Annotated in this window: 16 protein-coding genes; 6 read left to right on the forward strand and 10 right to left on the reverse strand. The window is 56.8% G+C overall.

Going from position 1 to position 16,405, the window contains the following annotated elements:
• Positions 1–103 precede the first annotated feature (103 nt).
• Together ACZ500_RS01295 and ACZ500_RS01300 are read right to left on the reverse strand one after the other, a co-directional pair.
• Entirely contained in the window at positions 104–2,767 is a 2,664-nt protein-coding gene (locus ACZ500_RS01295; RefSeq protein ID WP_464230729.1) for a hypothetical protein, read from the reverse strand.
• Between the two features lie 620 nt (positions 2,768–3,387).
• The gene (locus ACZ500_RS01300; RefSeq protein ID WP_464230730.1) at positions 3,388–3,987 is read right to left on the reverse strand and encodes a hypothetical protein; all 600 of its coding nucleotides are present in this window, start codon (positions 3,985–3,987) and stop codon (positions 3,388–3,390) included.
• Positions 3,988–4,024: 37 nt separating this feature from the next.
• Between ACZ500_RS01300 and ACZ500_RS01305 the strand changes: the two genes are divergently transcribed.
• The 3 genes from ACZ500_RS01305 to ACZ500_RS01315 are packed head-to-tail and all read left to right on the forward strand — an operon-like array spanning position 4,025 to position 4,983.
• A complete protein-coding gene (locus tag ACZ500_RS01305) occupies positions 4,025–4,261 on the forward strand; it encodes a hypothetical protein (RefSeq protein ID WP_464230731.1) in 237 nt (78 codons plus the stop codon).
• Positions 4,262–4,297: 36 nt separating this feature from the next.
• Positions 4,298–4,717 carry a nucleotidyltransferase domain-containing protein gene (locus tag ACZ500_RS01310; protein WP_464230732.1) on the forward strand — a complete coding sequence of 140 codons (420 nt, stop codon included), beginning with the start codon at positions 4,298–4,300 and terminating at the stop codon, positions 4,715–4,717.
• Complete coding sequence (locus ACZ500_RS01315) at positions 4,714–4,983, forward strand: hypothetical protein (protein WP_464230733.1); 270 nt, start codon at positions 4,714–4,716, stop codon at positions 4,981–4,983. Before ACZ500_RS01310 ends, ACZ500_RS01315 begins: the two co-directional genes overlap by 4 nt.
• Positions 4,984–4,998: 15 nt before the next feature.
• Here ACZ500_RS01315 and ACZ500_RS01320 read toward each other — a convergent pair whose 3' ends face one another.
• The 3 genes from ACZ500_RS01320 to ACZ500_RS01330 all read right to left on the reverse strand — a co-directional run bounded on the left by ACZ500_RS01320 (position 4,999) and on the right by ACZ500_RS01330 (position 7,848).
• Positions 4,999–6,564, reverse strand: a complete 1,566-nt coding sequence (locus tag ACZ500_RS01320; protein WP_464230734.1) for an ISKra4 family transposase — start codon at positions 6,562–6,564, stop codon at positions 4,999–5,001.
• A gap of 6 nt (positions 6,565–6,570) precedes the next feature.
• Complete coding sequence (locus ACZ500_RS01325) at positions 6,571–7,473, reverse strand: DUF4338 domain-containing protein (RefSeq protein WP_464229930.1); 903 nt, start codon at positions 7,471–7,473, stop codon at positions 6,571–6,573.
• Positions 7,474–7,650: 177 nt separating this feature from the next.
• On the reverse strand, positions 7,651–7,848 hold the full coding sequence (locus tag ACZ500_RS01330; RefSeq protein WP_464233143.1) for a hypothetical protein: 198 nt from the start codon (positions 7,846–7,848) through the stop codon (positions 7,651–7,653).
• Here ACZ500_RS01330 and ACZ500_RS01335 point away from each other — a divergent pair.
• A complete protein-coding gene (locus tag ACZ500_RS01335; RefSeq protein ID WP_464230735.1) occupies positions 7,768–7,980 on the forward strand; it encodes a HepT-like ribonuclease domain-containing protein in 213 nt (70 codons plus the stop codon). The genes ACZ500_RS01330 and ACZ500_RS01335 overlap by 81 nt on opposite strands.
• Here ACZ500_RS01335 and ACZ500_RS01340 read toward each other — a convergent pair.
• The gene (locus ACZ500_RS01340; RefSeq protein WP_464233144.1) at positions 7,876–8,085 is read right to left on the reverse strand and encodes a hypothetical protein; all 210 of its coding nucleotides are present in this window, start codon (positions 8,083–8,085) and stop codon (positions 7,876–7,878) included. The genes ACZ500_RS01335 and ACZ500_RS01340 overlap by 105 nt on opposite strands.
• Before the next feature lie 446 nt (positions 8,086–8,531).
• Positions 8,532–9,656, reverse strand: a complete 1,125-nt coding sequence (locus ACZ500_RS01345; protein WP_464230736.1) for a PQQ-dependent sugar dehydrogenase — start codon at positions 9,654–9,656, stop codon at positions 8,532–8,534.
• A gap of 786 nt (positions 9,657–10,442) precedes the next feature.
• On the opposite strand from ACZ500_RS01345, the gene ACZ500_RS01350 reads away from it, so the two are divergent.
• A complete protein-coding gene (locus ACZ500_RS01350; protein WP_464230737.1) occupies positions 10,443–10,874 on the forward strand; it encodes a VOC family protein in 432 nt (143 codons plus the stop codon).
• Between the two features lie 123 nt (positions 10,875–10,997).
• Positions 10,998–12,245 carry a multiheme c-type cytochrome gene (locus ACZ500_RS01355; protein ID WP_464230738.1) on the forward strand — a complete coding sequence of 416 codons (1,248 nt, stop codon included), beginning with the start codon at positions 10,998–11,000 and terminating at the stop codon, positions 12,243–12,245.
• Between the two features lie 418 nt (positions 12,246–12,663).
• On the opposite strand, the gene ACZ500_RS01360 is transcribed toward ACZ500_RS01355, so the two are convergent.
• The 3 genes from ACZ500_RS01360 to ACZ500_RS01370 all read right to left on the reverse strand — a co-directional run bounded on the left by ACZ500_RS01360 (position 12,664) and on the right by ACZ500_RS01370 (position 16,104).
• Entirely contained in the window at positions 12,664–13,662 is a 999-nt protein-coding gene (locus ACZ500_RS01360) for an ARPP-1 family domain-containing protein (RefSeq protein ID WP_464230739.1), read from the reverse strand.
• 467 nt (positions 13,663–14,129) lie between these two features.
• Positions 14,130–15,374: a glycosyltransferase family protein gene (locus ACZ500_RS01365; RefSeq protein WP_464230740.1), complete on the reverse strand. Its 1,245-nt coding sequence runs from the start codon at positions 15,372–15,374 to the stop codon at positions 14,130–14,132.
• Positions 15,358–16,104, reverse strand: a complete 747-nt coding sequence (locus tag ACZ500_RS01370; RefSeq protein WP_464230741.1) for a glycosyltransferase — start codon at positions 16,102–16,104, stop codon at positions 15,358–15,360. The genes ACZ500_RS01365 and ACZ500_RS01370 overlap by 17 nt, the downstream gene beginning before the upstream one ends.
• Between the last annotated feature and the right edge of the window lie 301 nt (positions 16,105–16,405).

Genomic DNA, 16,405 nt, shown 5'->3' on the forward strand with positions numbered 1-16,405 from the left:
AGCACTCTAACCCTACAAAATCAATTAAATTCACCGGATCATTGAGACAGTACCCATACAGATCTGTATCCCCGCCCGCGAAACCGATGGGGTCTTTGGCGGTTCAGCGGCCGGTGGCGGGGTCGTAGTCGCGGAATCCGAAGCGCACCAGGGCCGTGTCGGGGTCGTGGAGACCTCCGGCGAAGCCCAAGGGGATGGCAAGCCCCGGGTTGCTGTCGCTCAGGATCGAGCCGAAGGCATCGTACTGGATCTCTTTGACCACATTGCCCTGCCCGTCCACCACCAGGCGGAGCGAGCCGACCGGGTCGTAGAAGAGGTGAGAGCGCACGCCGTCTTCTCCGGTCATGGCGACGGGGAGACGGCCGTCCGCGTATTCGAAGCGGAGTTGGAGCCGGTCGTTTGCGTCATAGACCGCAAGGAGCCGGGTCAAACCCTGCCAGAGGTATTTCTCGGTGAGGGCACCGTCGATCTTCTTTGCGATGCGGCGGCCAAGGGGATCGGAAACGTACTCGATCAGGCGGCCGTCCGGGAGGCTGACCGACAGAAGCGCGCCGCGGCTCGCGTAATCATACAGGGTCCTGGCGCCTTCGTCGTCCCGATAGAGCAGAAACCCATCGAGATCATAGCGAAAAGAGGTCTGCCCGGTGCTCACCAGGTGATCCTCGATGGAGTAATCATAGGTCCAGGCGTCGATCCCCCTCAGGGCGTTGAACTCAGCGATTCTCCGGCCGTTTTCGTCATAGTGGTATTCCTCCACGAGGCGGCCGTCGAGCTGAACCGTGGCAAGCCGTCCGGCCGCATCATAGCCGTAGTCGTAGACGGCCGTCCGGCCGTTCAGGACCTCGGTGCGGCGGGTGATCCGCCCGGCTTTGTCGCGGAGAAGCTCCCACGAGGAAAGGGCGCCTCCGGCGAGGAGGGAGGCCTCTTTCGTGATCTCCCCATAGCCGTTGAAGGTGCGGGAGGTCTCGAGGCCGTTTCCTGTGACCGTCTCAGGAAGCCCGTTCTGCGCATTGCGGAAGATCGTGTATGCGCCGGCCGAAGAGAGGAGTCCATCGAGGTCATAGCCATATGAGGGGGTCTTGCCCGCGTAGCTCAGGGCGCTCAATCGGAAGTCATCGTCGTAGGTGTAGCCGAGGGTCTGGCTCAGGGTGCCCCCGTGGGTTTCGGATAGGAGGAGGCCTCCCTCCCAGCCGTAGTGGATCTCCTCCGGGCCCGAGCGGACCCGCTCCGGTTTGCCGGGGCACAGGTAGGCCAAGTCGATATCGCCTTCGGGGGTTGCGATGCGGGTGAGGAGGCCGTTTTCGTAGAGGTGGTCGATCTGGAGACCGGAGGGGAACCGGATCGTCCGGAGCCGCCGGTCCCGGTCGTAGGTGAGGCGGTAGGAGCCGCTCAAAGGTGCGGCGTATCCGGTTGTGAGGTTGACTCGGTTGTATTCGAAGCCGTGGTCGACATCGAGGGGGTTTGTCAGGACCTCGATATTGCCGTTCGGGTCGTAGTGAAAGCGGATAAGGGAGCCATCCGGGGCGGTGATGGAGCTGATCCGGCCCATGGCATCGTGGGTGTAGGAAGTGCGCTCGAGGTCGGGCCCCGTGATCGCGCTGAGGTTTCCTCCGGCATCGTAGCTGAAGGAGGTCTCCCTTTCACCGGTAAGGGTTCGGGTCAGCCTGCCCCTGCTGTCGTAGGTGAAGCGCGTCTCGTGAAGACCCGGGATGAGCACCCGGGTCGTGAGGTTTGTCTCCGGGCCGTATTCCGAGAGCGTTGCCCTCCCTTCAGGGGAGGTCAGGGTGCGGGTGGCCGCAAGGGTGTCGACCACGTACGTGCCGGTGCGGCCGTTGGTGCAAAGGGTTTCGGTCATACGGTCGCTGCAGGAGTCGGCGTCGGTGTCTTCGTAAGCGCGCTCCCGGGTCAGGGTGCGCTTCAGCCCGCCGGCCGATTGCGTCATCCCTTTCACATAGCTGAAGCGGTATTCCGGATCGAGCCCATAGGTGAAAGCGAGGTCTGTGCCGCACGCAAGCGCCTTGGTAACCGAGAGGCCGTCGGGGGAACGCGCATATTGCGTGGCGGATCCGTCCGGCGCGGTGATGGTCGAGGTGTACCCGGTGCTTGCCTCTCGGTCGAGCCAGGTGGTCCATCGGCCTTCGGCGGTGAGCATGTCGTGCTGCAGGGCGCCCTCCGCGGTCAGCTCGCGGAAAAAGTGCCACGCCCCGCCTTCTTCATCGGTGATCAGGGCGAGGCGCCCGTCCCGGTCATAGGTGTTGTGGAAGCGGTTCCCGTTCGGGTCGGTCTTGGCGGTGAGAAGGCCCTGGTCGGTATAGGTGAACGAGTAGGCGCCGCCGTCCGGGTAGGCGGCGCGGGTAAGCCGCCCGTTTCCGTCCACCAGCAGTTCGGTGATCCAGCCCTCCGGCGAGAAGATCCTCCAGGGGGTTCCATCCGCCTGTCTTTCGATCGAAAGGGTGTTTCCGAATCGGTCGCGGACCTGGACGAGACGGCCTGCTGCGTCATAGCCGAAAGCCTGCACGGTGAGGCCCGTCTCGAGGTCGAAGCTCAGGAGATGATCCCCCGATGAGGAAAACACGTAGCCCGAATCCCCGTCGGCTGCGGGGATATCCCCTTGCCCCATCACATCCGAGAAGGTCGTGGGCGGCCCCACGCGCCGGATGCACTGGTTCTTGCCCTCGGAGAAATAAGGAAGGTGATGATCACAAAAAGTGAAAGAAAAGCTGCTCTGCCATGGTTCATATCCGCCCTCCCGGCTTCTGGTTGCCATCATCACGGATCGACCAGGCACTGGAAGGCGGCTCTTTGTGCGTATGCTCAAAACGGTGTGCATGCCTTCGGTCTGCGCAGGTCAGGTAGGGGTATATCGCAAATTCTGCGCCAAGCCGGGTGAGGGCCGCGCCATCGGGCGGTCGCTATTCATGCTGCAGGCATGCATCCGGTTGAATTTATGCGGATAGGGGATTTTTGGCTCGGGAGGAGATTTGGCCGGGAACGGGGACGGACAAAGCAATGCGGGATTCTCGAAGGGGGCTCAAAGCGGGTCGATGCACGATCGACTGGGCATTGCCGTCGGGATTCAGGCCACCGATGAGCCTCGGATGGATCCGACCTCCGCGTCTTGGCGGACAACCCCACGGTGGATTTATCAGCATAACATCTTATAAGAGTCTCAATCCCCTCAATTCGGGGCATTCGTTCTGACCCTCAAAATCTCCTTTCCCTATAATACGGAAACAGTAGTGTCTCAATCCCCTCAAGTCGGGGCAATCGTTCTGACATGAAGGTGACCGAGCGTGTCCTTTGGGCAGGCGTGCAGAGGTCAATAAATTTTCGGCTTGAGAAATTTTTTGGGTGCGGCTCTTTTAGAACGACTTTGAGCAGCATTTTTTATCGTATGGAAAGTCTCGCGTCCATCTTGTGCTTACGCGCCTTGGCGGGCTTACGGGTTTGCTCTCGAAGATCCTCGGTACGCATCACTACCCCTTTGCCAGCGACGCTTATCACCATAATCGAGTCATTTTCTGCAACCACTGCCGGTTGAGCTTGACGGGTCTCGTAAAAAGCATCGAAGTCCAAGACTGCAAGCCTGACCAGTTCCTCGATCTGACGCTTCGGGACATGACCTCCAGTGATTTTACAGATGCTCTCGAAGGTCTCGTCGAAGGAACTCCTCGCGGCTTCTTCTGCCACACAGCGGCTCAGTTCAAGGGAATACTTTTTGTCGGGCAGATCGAGCTCGGCATCCAGGGGATGCAGACTACGGCTCCCCTCCTGGCCGCAGCCCGCGCGTTCTATCGAGACCGTGCCGAAAATCGTCTCGAGTTCCCGCCTCTGAAGCCTCGCTCGCGGCCGCTTGACGCCATCGGAGCCCTGAACGGGTTGTGCACTTTCTCCAGCACCCCGGGATTCCAAATGCTCCTGCAAGAGTCTGCGCATCAGTTCCCGACCCATCTTCTCAAGCTTAGGTTCAATCTCACTATGGGTCATCGGTTGCGCTCCGTCGCCGGAGCGCCCCGTTCGGGTCATGCCACCTGCGGAATCGGCGGTTCCGCTGATTGGTTTTGTCATTCCGATCGGGGAGGAGCTTTTCAAATTGCCGTTTGACCTTCCCGGAACGCCGGTATTTCTGTGGCTGGCGCAACGCTGGGCGTTTATGCGCAGATTGCGCCCAAGGACAGATCCGCAATCGATGCATCGTTTTTCGAGAGGGGCGGATGAATTCTTCCTTTTCCTGTTTTATTTCCAAGGTTTCATCATGTAATATCAGCTCTGAAAATGAACCTGCCTGGAGTGCGGTATGCTGCAAAAGCTCAGGGAAATCGCTTCGAAATACCATCTTTGCGACGTGTATGCCTTCGGAAGTCAGGCCGATCGAGCGATCGGCCGCCTCAGCGGCATGGATTCCGTTCCATTCCGGGTGGGTTCGGATCTTGATATCGGCGTGCGGACAACGCCCGGCTTTCGCCTGACAGCTCGGGATCGTGCAGCTCTGATGACGGAGTTGGAGGATCTTTTTTCGGTCTCGCGTGTTGACCTTGTCATTTTAGACGAAGCAGATCCTTTTATTGCCCTTGACATCATACGGGGCAGGCTTCTTTATGCGGAAGACCGTGATTCTCAGGCGCATTATGAGTTGTACGTCCTGCGAAGGGCCGGCGATCTGATGCCGTTCAAGAAAGAACGGATTGCTATGATCCTCGAGGAAGGGGCTTTATGAATCCCACCGGTATCCGCAAGACTCTGATTGTTGAAAAGGCTGCATGGGTTCGCAAAATGATTCAAGGGATCAGGCGTCTGCCCTTGGACAGTTATGAAGATTTTCTTGCCGATTCGAGGAATGCAGCCGCTGCGGAATCCTATTTACGGCGCGGGCTCGAGGGGTTGATGGATATGGGCCGCCACATATTGGCAAAAGGATTTGGGTGCGGCTCTTTTAGAACGACTTTGAGCAGCATTTTTCATCGTATGTTATCAAACATTTGAACAGAAAGATTTCCCTTATTTAATGATCTTCAGATGACTACGACTACGTTCTGGAGCGTGTGTTGGCTTGATTGTGGGGGGGACGATGCCACCGGCGTAAAGGCTTCGATGGTTTCTTTCATACTCCTGTACTTCATGAAATTCCCAGTACTCATCAAAATCGTGGCTGGAGCGCAATGCACGGAGACGCAACACGGCCTCGGCCCCGTTCAAGCTCCATCGGGCGCCAGTCACTTCCATGCGATCTTTGACCAGATGACGACAAGCGCCTTCAATGACTCCCGTAGCAATGGGAAATCCTTGAGCAAGGTAATCGTTGTATTTCAGATAGGGTCCATAGGTGAGCAGGTAATTGGCGCAGACATCGACGGGTTTGCGTTCTGGCGGGGTAAAGTCTCGCAATGTGGCGCTGCGGCGTATGCCTCCTGCAACATACCCGGCCTTTCCCCGCAGGATTTCAAGAAGCCGCACGCGAACCCAATTTTCCAGCTTTTCACCCGATTCGGAGTGAAACGCCCTGCTCGCACTCCAAAGATACTCTGTTACATGAACGAAATCGAGAATGATGGTCAGATCGATGCCTCTCTCTTTGGCTATGCGGCGCAGGAGGCGAATCTGGGTCTTATTGCCGTCAACCAGTGCCACCCACTTCTTTCGATGCCCGGGATCCCGACAAACTGCCTCCTCGAACGCTTTTTCGATCACCTCTTCCGGGGTCTTCTCCAGACTCGCCCAAACCCGTTTTCTCTCAGGCCGGGGGCGAGGCAGCTCGACACGTTCAGAGTCGGTTTCGGGAACCAGGTCCTCCGGTTTACGCACAAAGGGCGCAATCGTGTAAACGGCGGCCACAGTAGCCATGCGCTTGGCGTTTTTCTTCTCCCCCTTGGAAAGCCTCGCGCCCATCTTGTGCTTACGCGCCTTGGCGGCCTTACGGGTTTGCTCTCGAAGATCCTCCGTCCGCATCACTACCCCTTTGCCATCGACGCTTATCACCATAATCGAGTCATTTTCTTCAACCACTGCCGATTGTGCTTGACGGGTCTCGTAAAAAGCATCGAAGTCCTGAGCTGCAAGCCTGACCAGTTCCTCGATCTGACGCTTCGGGACATGACCTCCAGTGATTTTACCGATGCTCTCGAAGGTCTCGTCGAAGGAACTCCTTGCAGCTTCTTCTGCCACACGGCGGCTCAGTTCAAGGGAATACTTTTTGTCGGGCAAATTGAGCTCGGCATCCAGCGGATGCAGACTACGGCTCCCCTCCTGGCCGTAGCCCGCGCGTTCTATCGAGACCGTGCCGAAAATCGTCTCGAACTCTCGCTTCTGAAGCCTCGCCCGCGGCCGCTTGACGCCATCGGAGCCCTGAACGGGTTGTGCACTTTCTCCAGGACCCCGGGATTCCAAATGCTCCTGCAAGAGTTTGCGCATCAGTTCCCGACCCATCTTCTCGAGCTCCCGTTCAATCTCACTATGGGTCATCGAGCGAACCTCCTCGGAATCCAGGCGCCCAACCATTTCTTCAAACCCCTGCCTCGACTGCTCATAAAAGCGCTCCCGGGACGACAATACGGCCAATGCATTCATCGTTCCTTACCCTCCGAAGCCGTCTCGGAGCCTTATCGCTGCATCCTTGACAAGTGGGTAGACCATCACGGTTTTCACTTCCGCTCCATGACGCTGATGGGCGCGGTCCATCCGGCCTCGACCACTGGTTTCCCCCAGAACGATAAAGTTGGCGGCCCGGTAACACCCTCCGTGAAACCGTTCCCGGTCCACCAGCGTTTCCACCAGCCAGGGATCGATCCCATAATGATCCCGCCAGTCCTTTCGCAGTCGCCGAAGCACGCAGGAGAGCAACGCACTGGCCAGATTGCGTATTCTTGGCAGCACCAACAGCCGGCTGTTGTTCACAATCCGTTGAAGACTTCGCTCCCGTGCCGCATCGTCCCAGCCGATCCATCGATCCCTGACCCTCATCCGCCAGGCCGGGCTGGAAAACTGTACGCATCCGACCACTTGCCGTCCTGGCTTCATCACGTAGACCAGGTATTGAAGCCTCGCCCCGAACGGCATGGCATATCCCAGGTAGTGGTGCCGGCTCACAAGATCCTTGAAAAGACTGCGCTGTTTCTGGCTCTTCACCACCTCCACATCCAAGGGCAAAAACGACTCCACACTCCCCGCCAGTCCGGCCCATGGTTGCTCGCCTGTCTGGGGCGCAATGTGCCGCCTCGTGCCTTTCTTCGGTCCAATCTGCCGAGCTTCCGGAAGTTTCAAAAACCCCTGGCCTTCCAGGCGTTCCAAAAAGTCCAAACATTCGCAAGCTTTCAGTCCGCCATTGGCTCGGCGCCACTCCAGCAACTCGCACACCGTATGCGAGAGTTCGGTTCGGCTGATTCCTGCACAGGTCTCGACCACTTCTTGCATCAAAAAAAGCTCTTCGCGCGTAAACTCCCGACCACAGAATCGCTGATTGTCTATTGCGGTGATCATCCCAGTCCTCCTTTACCATTTTTCCATAACAAAGAAATGGGGCAAAGTCCAGCAAAAAATGATCATCTCCGCAAAAAAGTGCTTTCATCGTTGTCCCGAGCTATTGCCCTTGGGAGATCTAGAAAAAAGGGTATATCGTCTCCCCGATATGCTATTTCATCCACAAACAACCAATGCCTAGGCTTGCACAGTGCCTAACTCGCTATGATTGTTATTTTTTAGCGTGGTTCCAAAAGAGCCGCACCCAAAGGATTTGGAATAGCCGCCGCTGAGTATAAAGATATCGCGGATCAATTGACCAGGAATGATGTCCTGAACCTGGAAGAGGGAAAAATACTGCGGCTCATGGCAGGTTATCGTAATCGCCTGGTTCATTTTTACCGCGAAATATCCAACGAAGAATTATATGGTATCTGCAGTGAGGAACTCATTGACGTTGAGCGTGTCTGTGACGCAATGATCGCATGGCTTCGTAAGAATCCCGACAAATTCGATCCCACCGTTTAAGACTTTTTGGAGGAGGCCAGACACTTGGCCCGCTTCGTCCTTGCTCTGGAGGATGCTGAAGAGGTGAAGGCCTGCCTGCGGGCAGAGGCCGGCAAACGACCCCATAACACCGCATCTCCAAACTTCTCCAGGAGACCACGGCCAGCTTAGGCATCGCGCTGGTTCGCTCCCGGCCTTACAAACCCCAGGGTCGGGGCAAAATGTCAATTATTTTGTTTGAAATCTTTATCTGCAACTTGAGGTTGATACTGTGCTGAGCAAGCCTTCCGGGATAGCTCTTTTTGTTCAGCACATGACCGCTTCAGACGGCAAGGCCACCGCTTGCGTATGCCGGCGGTATGCCTGCCATGCGCTGGTTACCGATCCCAAGGAAATGGAAAAAGTGGGGTTGCAAACGGCTTAACGGGAACAAGACACCTTTTCCCACAGCCCGGAGGGGGAGGGTGGTCAGAAGAACCAGGAACCGGCGCAATTCAAGTGAAGAATTCGCAGGTAAACGTCCTCGAGCCCGTCACAGCCGGTACCCATTCAATGGGCGGCGCCTGAGCACGTTATGGGCTGTAATGGATACGATAAATAACACCGGCACGATCGTCTGAGACCAGCATGGACCCGTCTCCGAGGATCAGTATATCTACGGGCCGGCCAAAAGCCTTTACGCTTTGAAGCCATCCTTCTGCAAACGCATCGTAGCTCACTGCCTGGCTTCCCTTTAGGCGAACCCGGGTGATCCGGTATCCGATGGGCACGGTCCGGTTCCAGGATCCGTGCTCGGCAATAAATATATCGTGATGAAATTCCTTCGGAAATTGCTGACCGGTGTAAAACTTCATACCCAGGGCGGCCACATGAGGCCCCAGTTTAATGCCAGGTTTCGCAAACTCACTGCAGGATCGGCGGTCTCCGAATTCCGGATCCGGCAGGTATCCCGCATGACAAAAAGGAAACCCGAAATGCATGCCCGGCCGGGGCGCCCTGGCCAGTATGTCCGGGGGCCTGTCGTCTCCCATCCAGTCGCGTCCATTATCCGTAAACCAGAGGACACCCGATACCGGATGCCAGTCAAAACCGACCGTGTTCCGAATGCCTTCCGCGAAGATCTCGAGACCGGATCCATCCGCATTCATGCGCATGATCGTGGCAAACCGGGGATCTTCCTCCAAACAGACATTGCAGGGGGCCCCTACCGGCACATAAAGCTTTCCGTCCGGGCCAAAGGCGATATACTTCCAGCCGTGGTGGGGATCGCTGGGGAAATCGTCATTGACCACCACCGGAGCAGGCGGGTCGTCCAGCCTTTCCATGATGTTGTCAAAACGGATCACCCGGCTTATTTCGGCCACATACAAGGAGTTATTCCGAAAGGCGACACCGTTGGGGCTGTTGAGGCCGCTCGCCAGAACGACCTTCTTGTCGCTTTGCCCGTCTCCATCATGATCCACCAGGGCATAGACCTTTCCGGGATCGCGGGAGCCCACAAAAACCACGTTCTTGGTCCCCTTCGCCATACTCCTCGCTCCAGGCACATCCCGAGCGTAGATATGGATTTTGAATCCTGCGGGGAGGTTTATTCGCTCCAGATCGACATCCCCTTCGGGTATCGCCAGGGTGCACTTCAGGAACACAGCAGCAGATATCAGAAGGAGAACGTAGGTCGCTTTTTTAGACAGTCGCATCGATGGACCGCTCGCTGGATGATGGATGGTCGATGATCCCTCGATCAGAATCCCCAGCCCCTTCCCACATCGAGGACGTTTCAAGATGGATCGGTTGTGTACCAGCACCCCATATCCATTACCCAATATCCAGTACCTTTTACCAACATTATTCTGTGACCACAAGTGCCTACCCGTTTCAAAACGTCTTTTCCGCGCTGGGTCGGCAGCTCGAAGGACGTCTCCTCCTTGACGGTTTTTCGGTTGTCCAGATATCCCTCCAATACCATATCCGATATCTCGGAGTTCATGACCGGCAAGCCATGAGGGTGGTGTTCTCATGGCGTGGCTCAGCTCCAGACCACGGAATTCGAGAGCCCGCCCCAGTCACCTATTGTTTCGGCGCGATGAACCGCCTGAAAAGGTCCTGGCCATACTGAAAACATTAAAGATTCCAATGTCTAGAGCGATCATGGAAGTCGTGAACCGCCATTTGAAGGCGTAGTAACACGCGTTTTTGGAGCCGATGTCTAAACGTCCGGATTTGCACCCGTTTTCGGCTACCCTTTGACTACCCACCCGGAACCCAGGTATGAAACAAATAGAGGACAACCTGGAAAAAATAATGATGTCCGCAATGATCGCCATTTTACTGCCTTTGTCCCTAACAGCTTTCGCTGATGAAAGAGGGAAGGAAGAAAGAAGGCAGTACGAAGAGCAGACAAGAGAAGAGAGCAAATATCACGAGAAACAGGAAAGAGAGAATACCGAAAAAATCCGGAAGAGGGCCGTCCGTAAATCACCGAGATGGCGCCCTGCCTCTGCGGCGGACATCTTGAGTCCATGGGCTCGCAGCGGGCGCTCCAGAAGCGTATGAAGAGTGCGAATACGATTCTGTATTGCCGGGAGTGGGAGGCGACGGTGCGGTTCTACAGGGACCGGCTGCATCTGCCCGTCCGCTTTTCAAACGACTGGTTCGTGGAGTTCGAGTTGACCCAGGGGGCGCGGCTCAGCGTTGCGGACGAACGGCGGTCGTCCGTGAAGAGTTCGAGGGGGCTCGGCATCACCCTCGCCCTGGAGGTCGATGACATCGAAGGCGTCCGGGAATATGCCGAGAAGGCCAGTTTGAAACCGACGGCCCTTCGGCGCCATCCCTGGGATGCGCGGGTGTTCTATCTGGTTGATCCCGAAGGGCACCGGGTGGAGATATGGCAGGCCGGGACAGGCAGCGAAGGGTGAGACCTCTGTCCGTGCCGACGGGGAAAGAACTGATCCGGGGGTGAAGGCAAGCGGTATCGTGATCCTCTGTCCGTGCCGGCGGGGAAAGAAACCCGAATCTTTCAATCAAGGAGGAAAAAGGTCATGCGCAAGTTGATTCCGTTCTCGTTGGCGGCTGTCCTGCTTCTCTTCTGGAACATCGGGCCGGCGGCGGCCAAGCCTTCCAAGTGCGAGGAATGCCACATCAAGATCTCGCCACTGCAGGTCCAGGATTTCAAACGGGGCAAGATGGCCGAGACCCTGGATTGCACTAGCTGCCACGGATCCGCCCATCAGAGCGAGCAGGACGTCGACAAGGTCCAGCTGCCCACGATCGCGACGTGCCAGGCATGCCACGAGGAGCAGGCCGAGCAGTACCTGTCCGGGAAGCATGCGCTCGGGCTGATCGCACTCGAGGCCATGCCGTACACCCACATGCAGCCCGCGGCCTTCGTGGAGGGCCGGAAGGGGTGCGGCGGGTGCCATACCCTGGGCCTGAAAGACCAGAGTGTCCGGGAGAGCGACAAGAGAAAGTACTATCCCTATGGGATGGACTGTCAGAACTGCCACACCCGCCACGCGTTCTCCAAGCGCGAGGCGGCCGAACCGGAGGCCTGCAAGACCTGCCACATGGGCTTCGACCACGCCCAGTGGGAGATGTATTCCGGGGCGAAGCATGGTGTGACCTACCTCGTCAACCGGGTGGTCGATCCCGTGAACAAGGACCGCGCGCCCCGCTGCCAGACGTGCCACATGCCCGATGGCGATCACCGGGTCTTCTCGGCCTGGGGGTTCCTGGCGGTCCGACTGCCTGAGGAGGACGCCGAGTGGATGGGCTACAGGGCGACCATCCTGAAGGGGCTGGGAGTGCTGGATCCAGAAGGCAATCCGACGGCGCGGTTGGAGGTCGTCAAGGCCGGCAAGGTGGCCCGGTTGAGCAAGGAGGAGTTCGAGGCCGAACGGCAGCGCTACATCAAAGTCTGCAACCAGTGCCACACCCCGGCCTTCGTTTCCCACAACATGAAGAACGCGGACCAGATGGTGAAGGAGGCCGACAAGCTTTTCGCCGAGGCCATCGAGATCGTCGCGGGCCTTTACAAAGACGGGGTCATTCCGCGGAAGGAGGGTGCTCCGGCCTATCCGGACCTGCTGACGTTCTATGACGTCAATACGAAGGTGGAACAACTCCTCTACGAGATGTTCATGGACCATCGCATGAAGACCTTCCAGGGGGCTTTCCACCTGAATTACGACTATTCCACCTGGTACGGGTATGCGAAGATGAAAAAGGATCTGGTGGAGATCCGGGAAGCGGCTGCAACGATGCGCAGCCACAAGGAAAAACAACCCTGACGCTCAGGGTTGGGACGGGAGATGCTTTGGCCATGAGGCCGTCGCTCCTGGAGCGACGGCCTCCCTGGACGAATGCCGCCGGGCGGCCTAGAATCTGCTTTCGGGCGGCTGCGTCTCCCACGCCCGGCCCACTGTCCGACAAGCAGATTCTACCAACCAACACCCGTCAACAACTCGAGGATCGAACAGATAGAGGCGAGTGCGGTTTCGAACCGTGTCGAAAACATATTCCGGATCCCAGGGGATGAAAAGGGCGTTCGACTGACGGATAGCTCCCTGAGAAGTCGCTCAACAAGGAGCGCTGGCTGCCTTGGAGATTCACCATCAAGCGGTTTTACTTCGATCGGCAGGAATCTCTTTCCATGTCGCTTTGCCAGCTTCCGGATCAAACGGACGGAAGAATATCCACAAGCACCTGTTAATACGCACGATTTCTTCGCCTCTGTGTAAACCGCTCCATCCTGGACCTATTCCTTCCCCCGCTGTTCCCATTTCCCCTTGTAAACACTGACAGATGGAGGATCTGATCCTCCAAAGCCAGGGTGAACCCCGTCACGTGAGAGGATTCAAGCCTGTAGTCAGTGCCCAGACCAACGCCGGGATGGGCTTTGGTGGAGGCAGAGGCGGCTGCTTTTCCGAACTTGGTCACCTCGCTCTTGACGGCCTTGGACGCTTCATCAGGCTGGTACCAATCGATGGCATCCAGTGCATAGCTTTCCAGAAGCTTTTTGAAGACCTTTGAAAAGGTGTCGGGCTTCCCAAAGGCATCCATTCCGGCAACCTTTCCGTTGATCATGAAAACGGCTCCCACCTGTGAGTCGATCAACCGGAACTCTTTGATATATTCATCGATGGAGGGTCTATCCTTCTCGTAGATCGCGGCCATGGCGCCGGAGGGTGAATGGACATCCCTTCTCGCCGCCCTTTCGGCGATGCCGTCCCAGATAGCTCCCTGGTCTGACCGGTATTCGCCGATGGACCGGATTGAATAGGACACCTGCTCGGCCTTTCTGGCTCGGAGATTGGACGACATCATCCGGTTCTGGGTGTGAAACCGCGGTGCGTTATAGGACCATCTCCCATGCTCCACGCAACTCACCGGGATCACCACGGTGCTGTTGCGATCCACCAGGATGGTGGTGTTGGCGATCCGGTTTTGTTTGGCGCCGACCAGTTCTTCCCCGTCCAGAATGAGGACCAGCATGTCGGATTTGTTCACGACCCTCAGTTCCGGGACCGACCCGCCCTCGCTCACCTCGCCCACCTCGATCAGGCTTTCGCTCAATGCCTCATCCAGCAAGAGGTATTCCAAGCCCGCGCTGTAAGGGGAGAGGAGCGGGTAAAGCGCCAGATTCTTGTAGGTCTGTTGCCGGCCGATTTCGAGTCGATCGAGAAAATCTCCAATGATTTTGTCCATGAGTCGTGTCCTCCTTTCGAGATATCGTTCACCCCAGTATCGTCTCCCGAGCTATGGGGCGGGCACAGCTCGCAGGGATCGAGGAGAGCGAAGAAATGACCTCTTGTGAATACCCGGGCCGCTGAGCATTCTCTGTGAGATGTCGTCATGATGAATGATGGGTTTGTCATATACGGTCACAAACTGGGATTTCTTTTCAGAAAAACGCACTTTTTCGATGATTTTTTTGCGAAAGACGCGGCTGTGTTTGTCGATAGCGATCGATAGGATGTTTTATCGCCTAAAATTATGCCTTGCGGGGCACACAGGCACCTCCGAGGCATGTTCTTTGTGAGGCTCTCAGTTCTCGATCGGCCGGAGGGAGTGGAAAGGGGTCTCTTTTCGGGAGGATTGGCAATCAGTTATTTACGCCGGTTAAAAAATGGACACATTTAGCCAGTCAAAAAATAGCCAAGATGGGCGGCCGCTCACATGCGCAGCCTCAGAATTTCGCTCTTGATCAGCACCGTGACGAAGCGGTTGTCTCTGAAGACGAAGACGTTCTGATCATCCAGGTCCTTTTGCCTGATTTTCTTCAATAAATCCATAGCATAAGCCTTCTGGCCGCGTTCGAAGTTCGTAACGACGACCCAGGAGGCCTTCTTCAGGTCCTCCTCGAAGTTCTCCCGTTCAGGAAAATCGATGACATTCCGGTTTGCGTACCAGCAGATCTGAGGCGCGTTGGGCCCCATGACGAGATCCGACCGGGTGCTGACGGCCTGCAGCCGCTCCATCGCCTGGGTGAACGAGGGGTAGCCCAGCGCAACGGTGTTTTTTATGGTGGGCATGGTTGCACGGCAGTTCAGGATCAGCGTGAAAAGCAGAATTGCGCCGGCAAAGACGGTGAGCAAGGCTTTCGTTCTCCCTGGCTGCTTTAGAAGAAGCGCGAGACGATGTTGTACCTCCCGGAGGCCAAGGGCCGCGGGGATTCCCACAAGAGGCAGCATACCGGTGATGAGGCGCGGTTCCTTGTAACGGAACGTGCTGAACCATATGAGGACAAAAACGACTGTGACGACGGCATGCAGCCCCAGCCCGCTTTTTTCACGGTAGATGCAGAGGAGACCTGGAAGGGCCAGCAAAAGGATGGGCCATGAAAGCATCTCGGGCAGAGCGGCCGGATAAAACCACCAGGGCATAGCAGCCCCGGGCAGGAATGCGCTCAATTGCCCCGAAGCGATCTGAAATCCCACAAGGGCGTTCCCGAAAGTGATGTGCTGGCGCAGGAGCCAGGGTAGGAGGAGGACTATCCCGGCAAAGGGGCTGATAAGGAAATGCCTGTTCAGGATGTGCTCCCGGCCGGCCTTTTCAGGCGACAGCCATGCCACGATGAGGAAGATAATCACCAGGGGGCCGAACAACAGGGCCGTGTAACGTGTGAGGAGGGCGGCCAATGCGAAGAAAAGGACGGCGATTTTGAGGATGGGATCTGCTGGATTCCCTGCCAGAAGCGCCGCGGCGGCCCCCGCCAGGGGAAGGACCGGAGGACGGAGGGGGTTGGGTTGCCCGCAGATCGAAAAGCCTTCCCCGTTCAGCACGGATCTGCTGATGGAGGCGTATTCGGCTTCATCCCACATGAACATGCCGTGGGAATTCAGGGAGGCCGAATAAAGCCCGCCAAAAACGAGAAGCACCAGGATGATGGGGCCTTGTTTTTTAAGAAAAGCGGTCATTTTCTGTGGATCGAGGTCCTTTTTGGCCGAATCTTCTTCCTGCCATGATTTCCAGCAGGAGCATGCGTCCAAGGCTCAGAAGGAGCGTTGAGGTGTTGGCGCTCTCCTTGTGCACCCCTTTGATCCTCAGTTGCTCGGCGGTCCCGAATTTCTTGATTCGCATTCCGAGTTTGGCCGCCCGGATCGTGCTTTGGAGCTCGATCTCGTGCCGTTCCGCGTCAAGCTGCAACCGTATCAGGGAGGCGACCTTGAATCCCCTCAAGCCGTTGATGCAGTCACGCATCCCCGTCCGCCACAAAACCCGCACGATGAAGCTGCCCAGGATGCCGGCCGTCTTCCTCAAAAGGAAGGGATCGTCACTGTCATCGGTTTTTGAACCCGGAAGGAGATAGCGGCCTGCGATGACGAGATCGTTTCCCTCTCTCAAGTATTCCAGTATCCGCAGCAGATCTGCAGGGTTTTCGTTTCCGTCGGTGCTGAAAAAGACCGCATATTCGGTTTCGACCAATCGCTCGGCCAGAGTGAAGGCATTGCCGCGCCCGGTCTTTGGCTGGATGACACAGCGGATACCCCATGCCCGGTAAAGTTCCAGGGTTCCGTCCGTGGACCCAGCGTCGATCGCCAGCACCTGATCGAAGATTTCAAACGGGATGTCCTTCAAGAGCGAGTCAAGGTTGTCCCGTTCGTTATAGGAGAGGAGAACGAGTGTTGCCGTGCGATCTTGCGCCAAGAAGGCTCCTGATTTCAGTGATGCCTGAGAAGGGGGTCCAAGAAATCACCACACAGACGGCGTTGGTTCATATACCGCAAAGATTTCGCAGAGAAGCTGTCAATCCGATCCGGATCGCCTCTTCCCGAATTGGCTTCATAGGGGGATTGGTCGTCAAAACCAGGGTACGTTCCTTCCCTTCCGATGTCTTCGTCCAGAAACCCTGCACCTTGACAAAACGATGGCGTTTCACCAGGCCCGAAAGGAAATCAAATGATTCTGAAATCAATGAGGTGATAACGTCAATGGGGATTCAAATCAG

Source organism: Desulfatiglans parachlorophenolica, assembly GCF_055394735.1.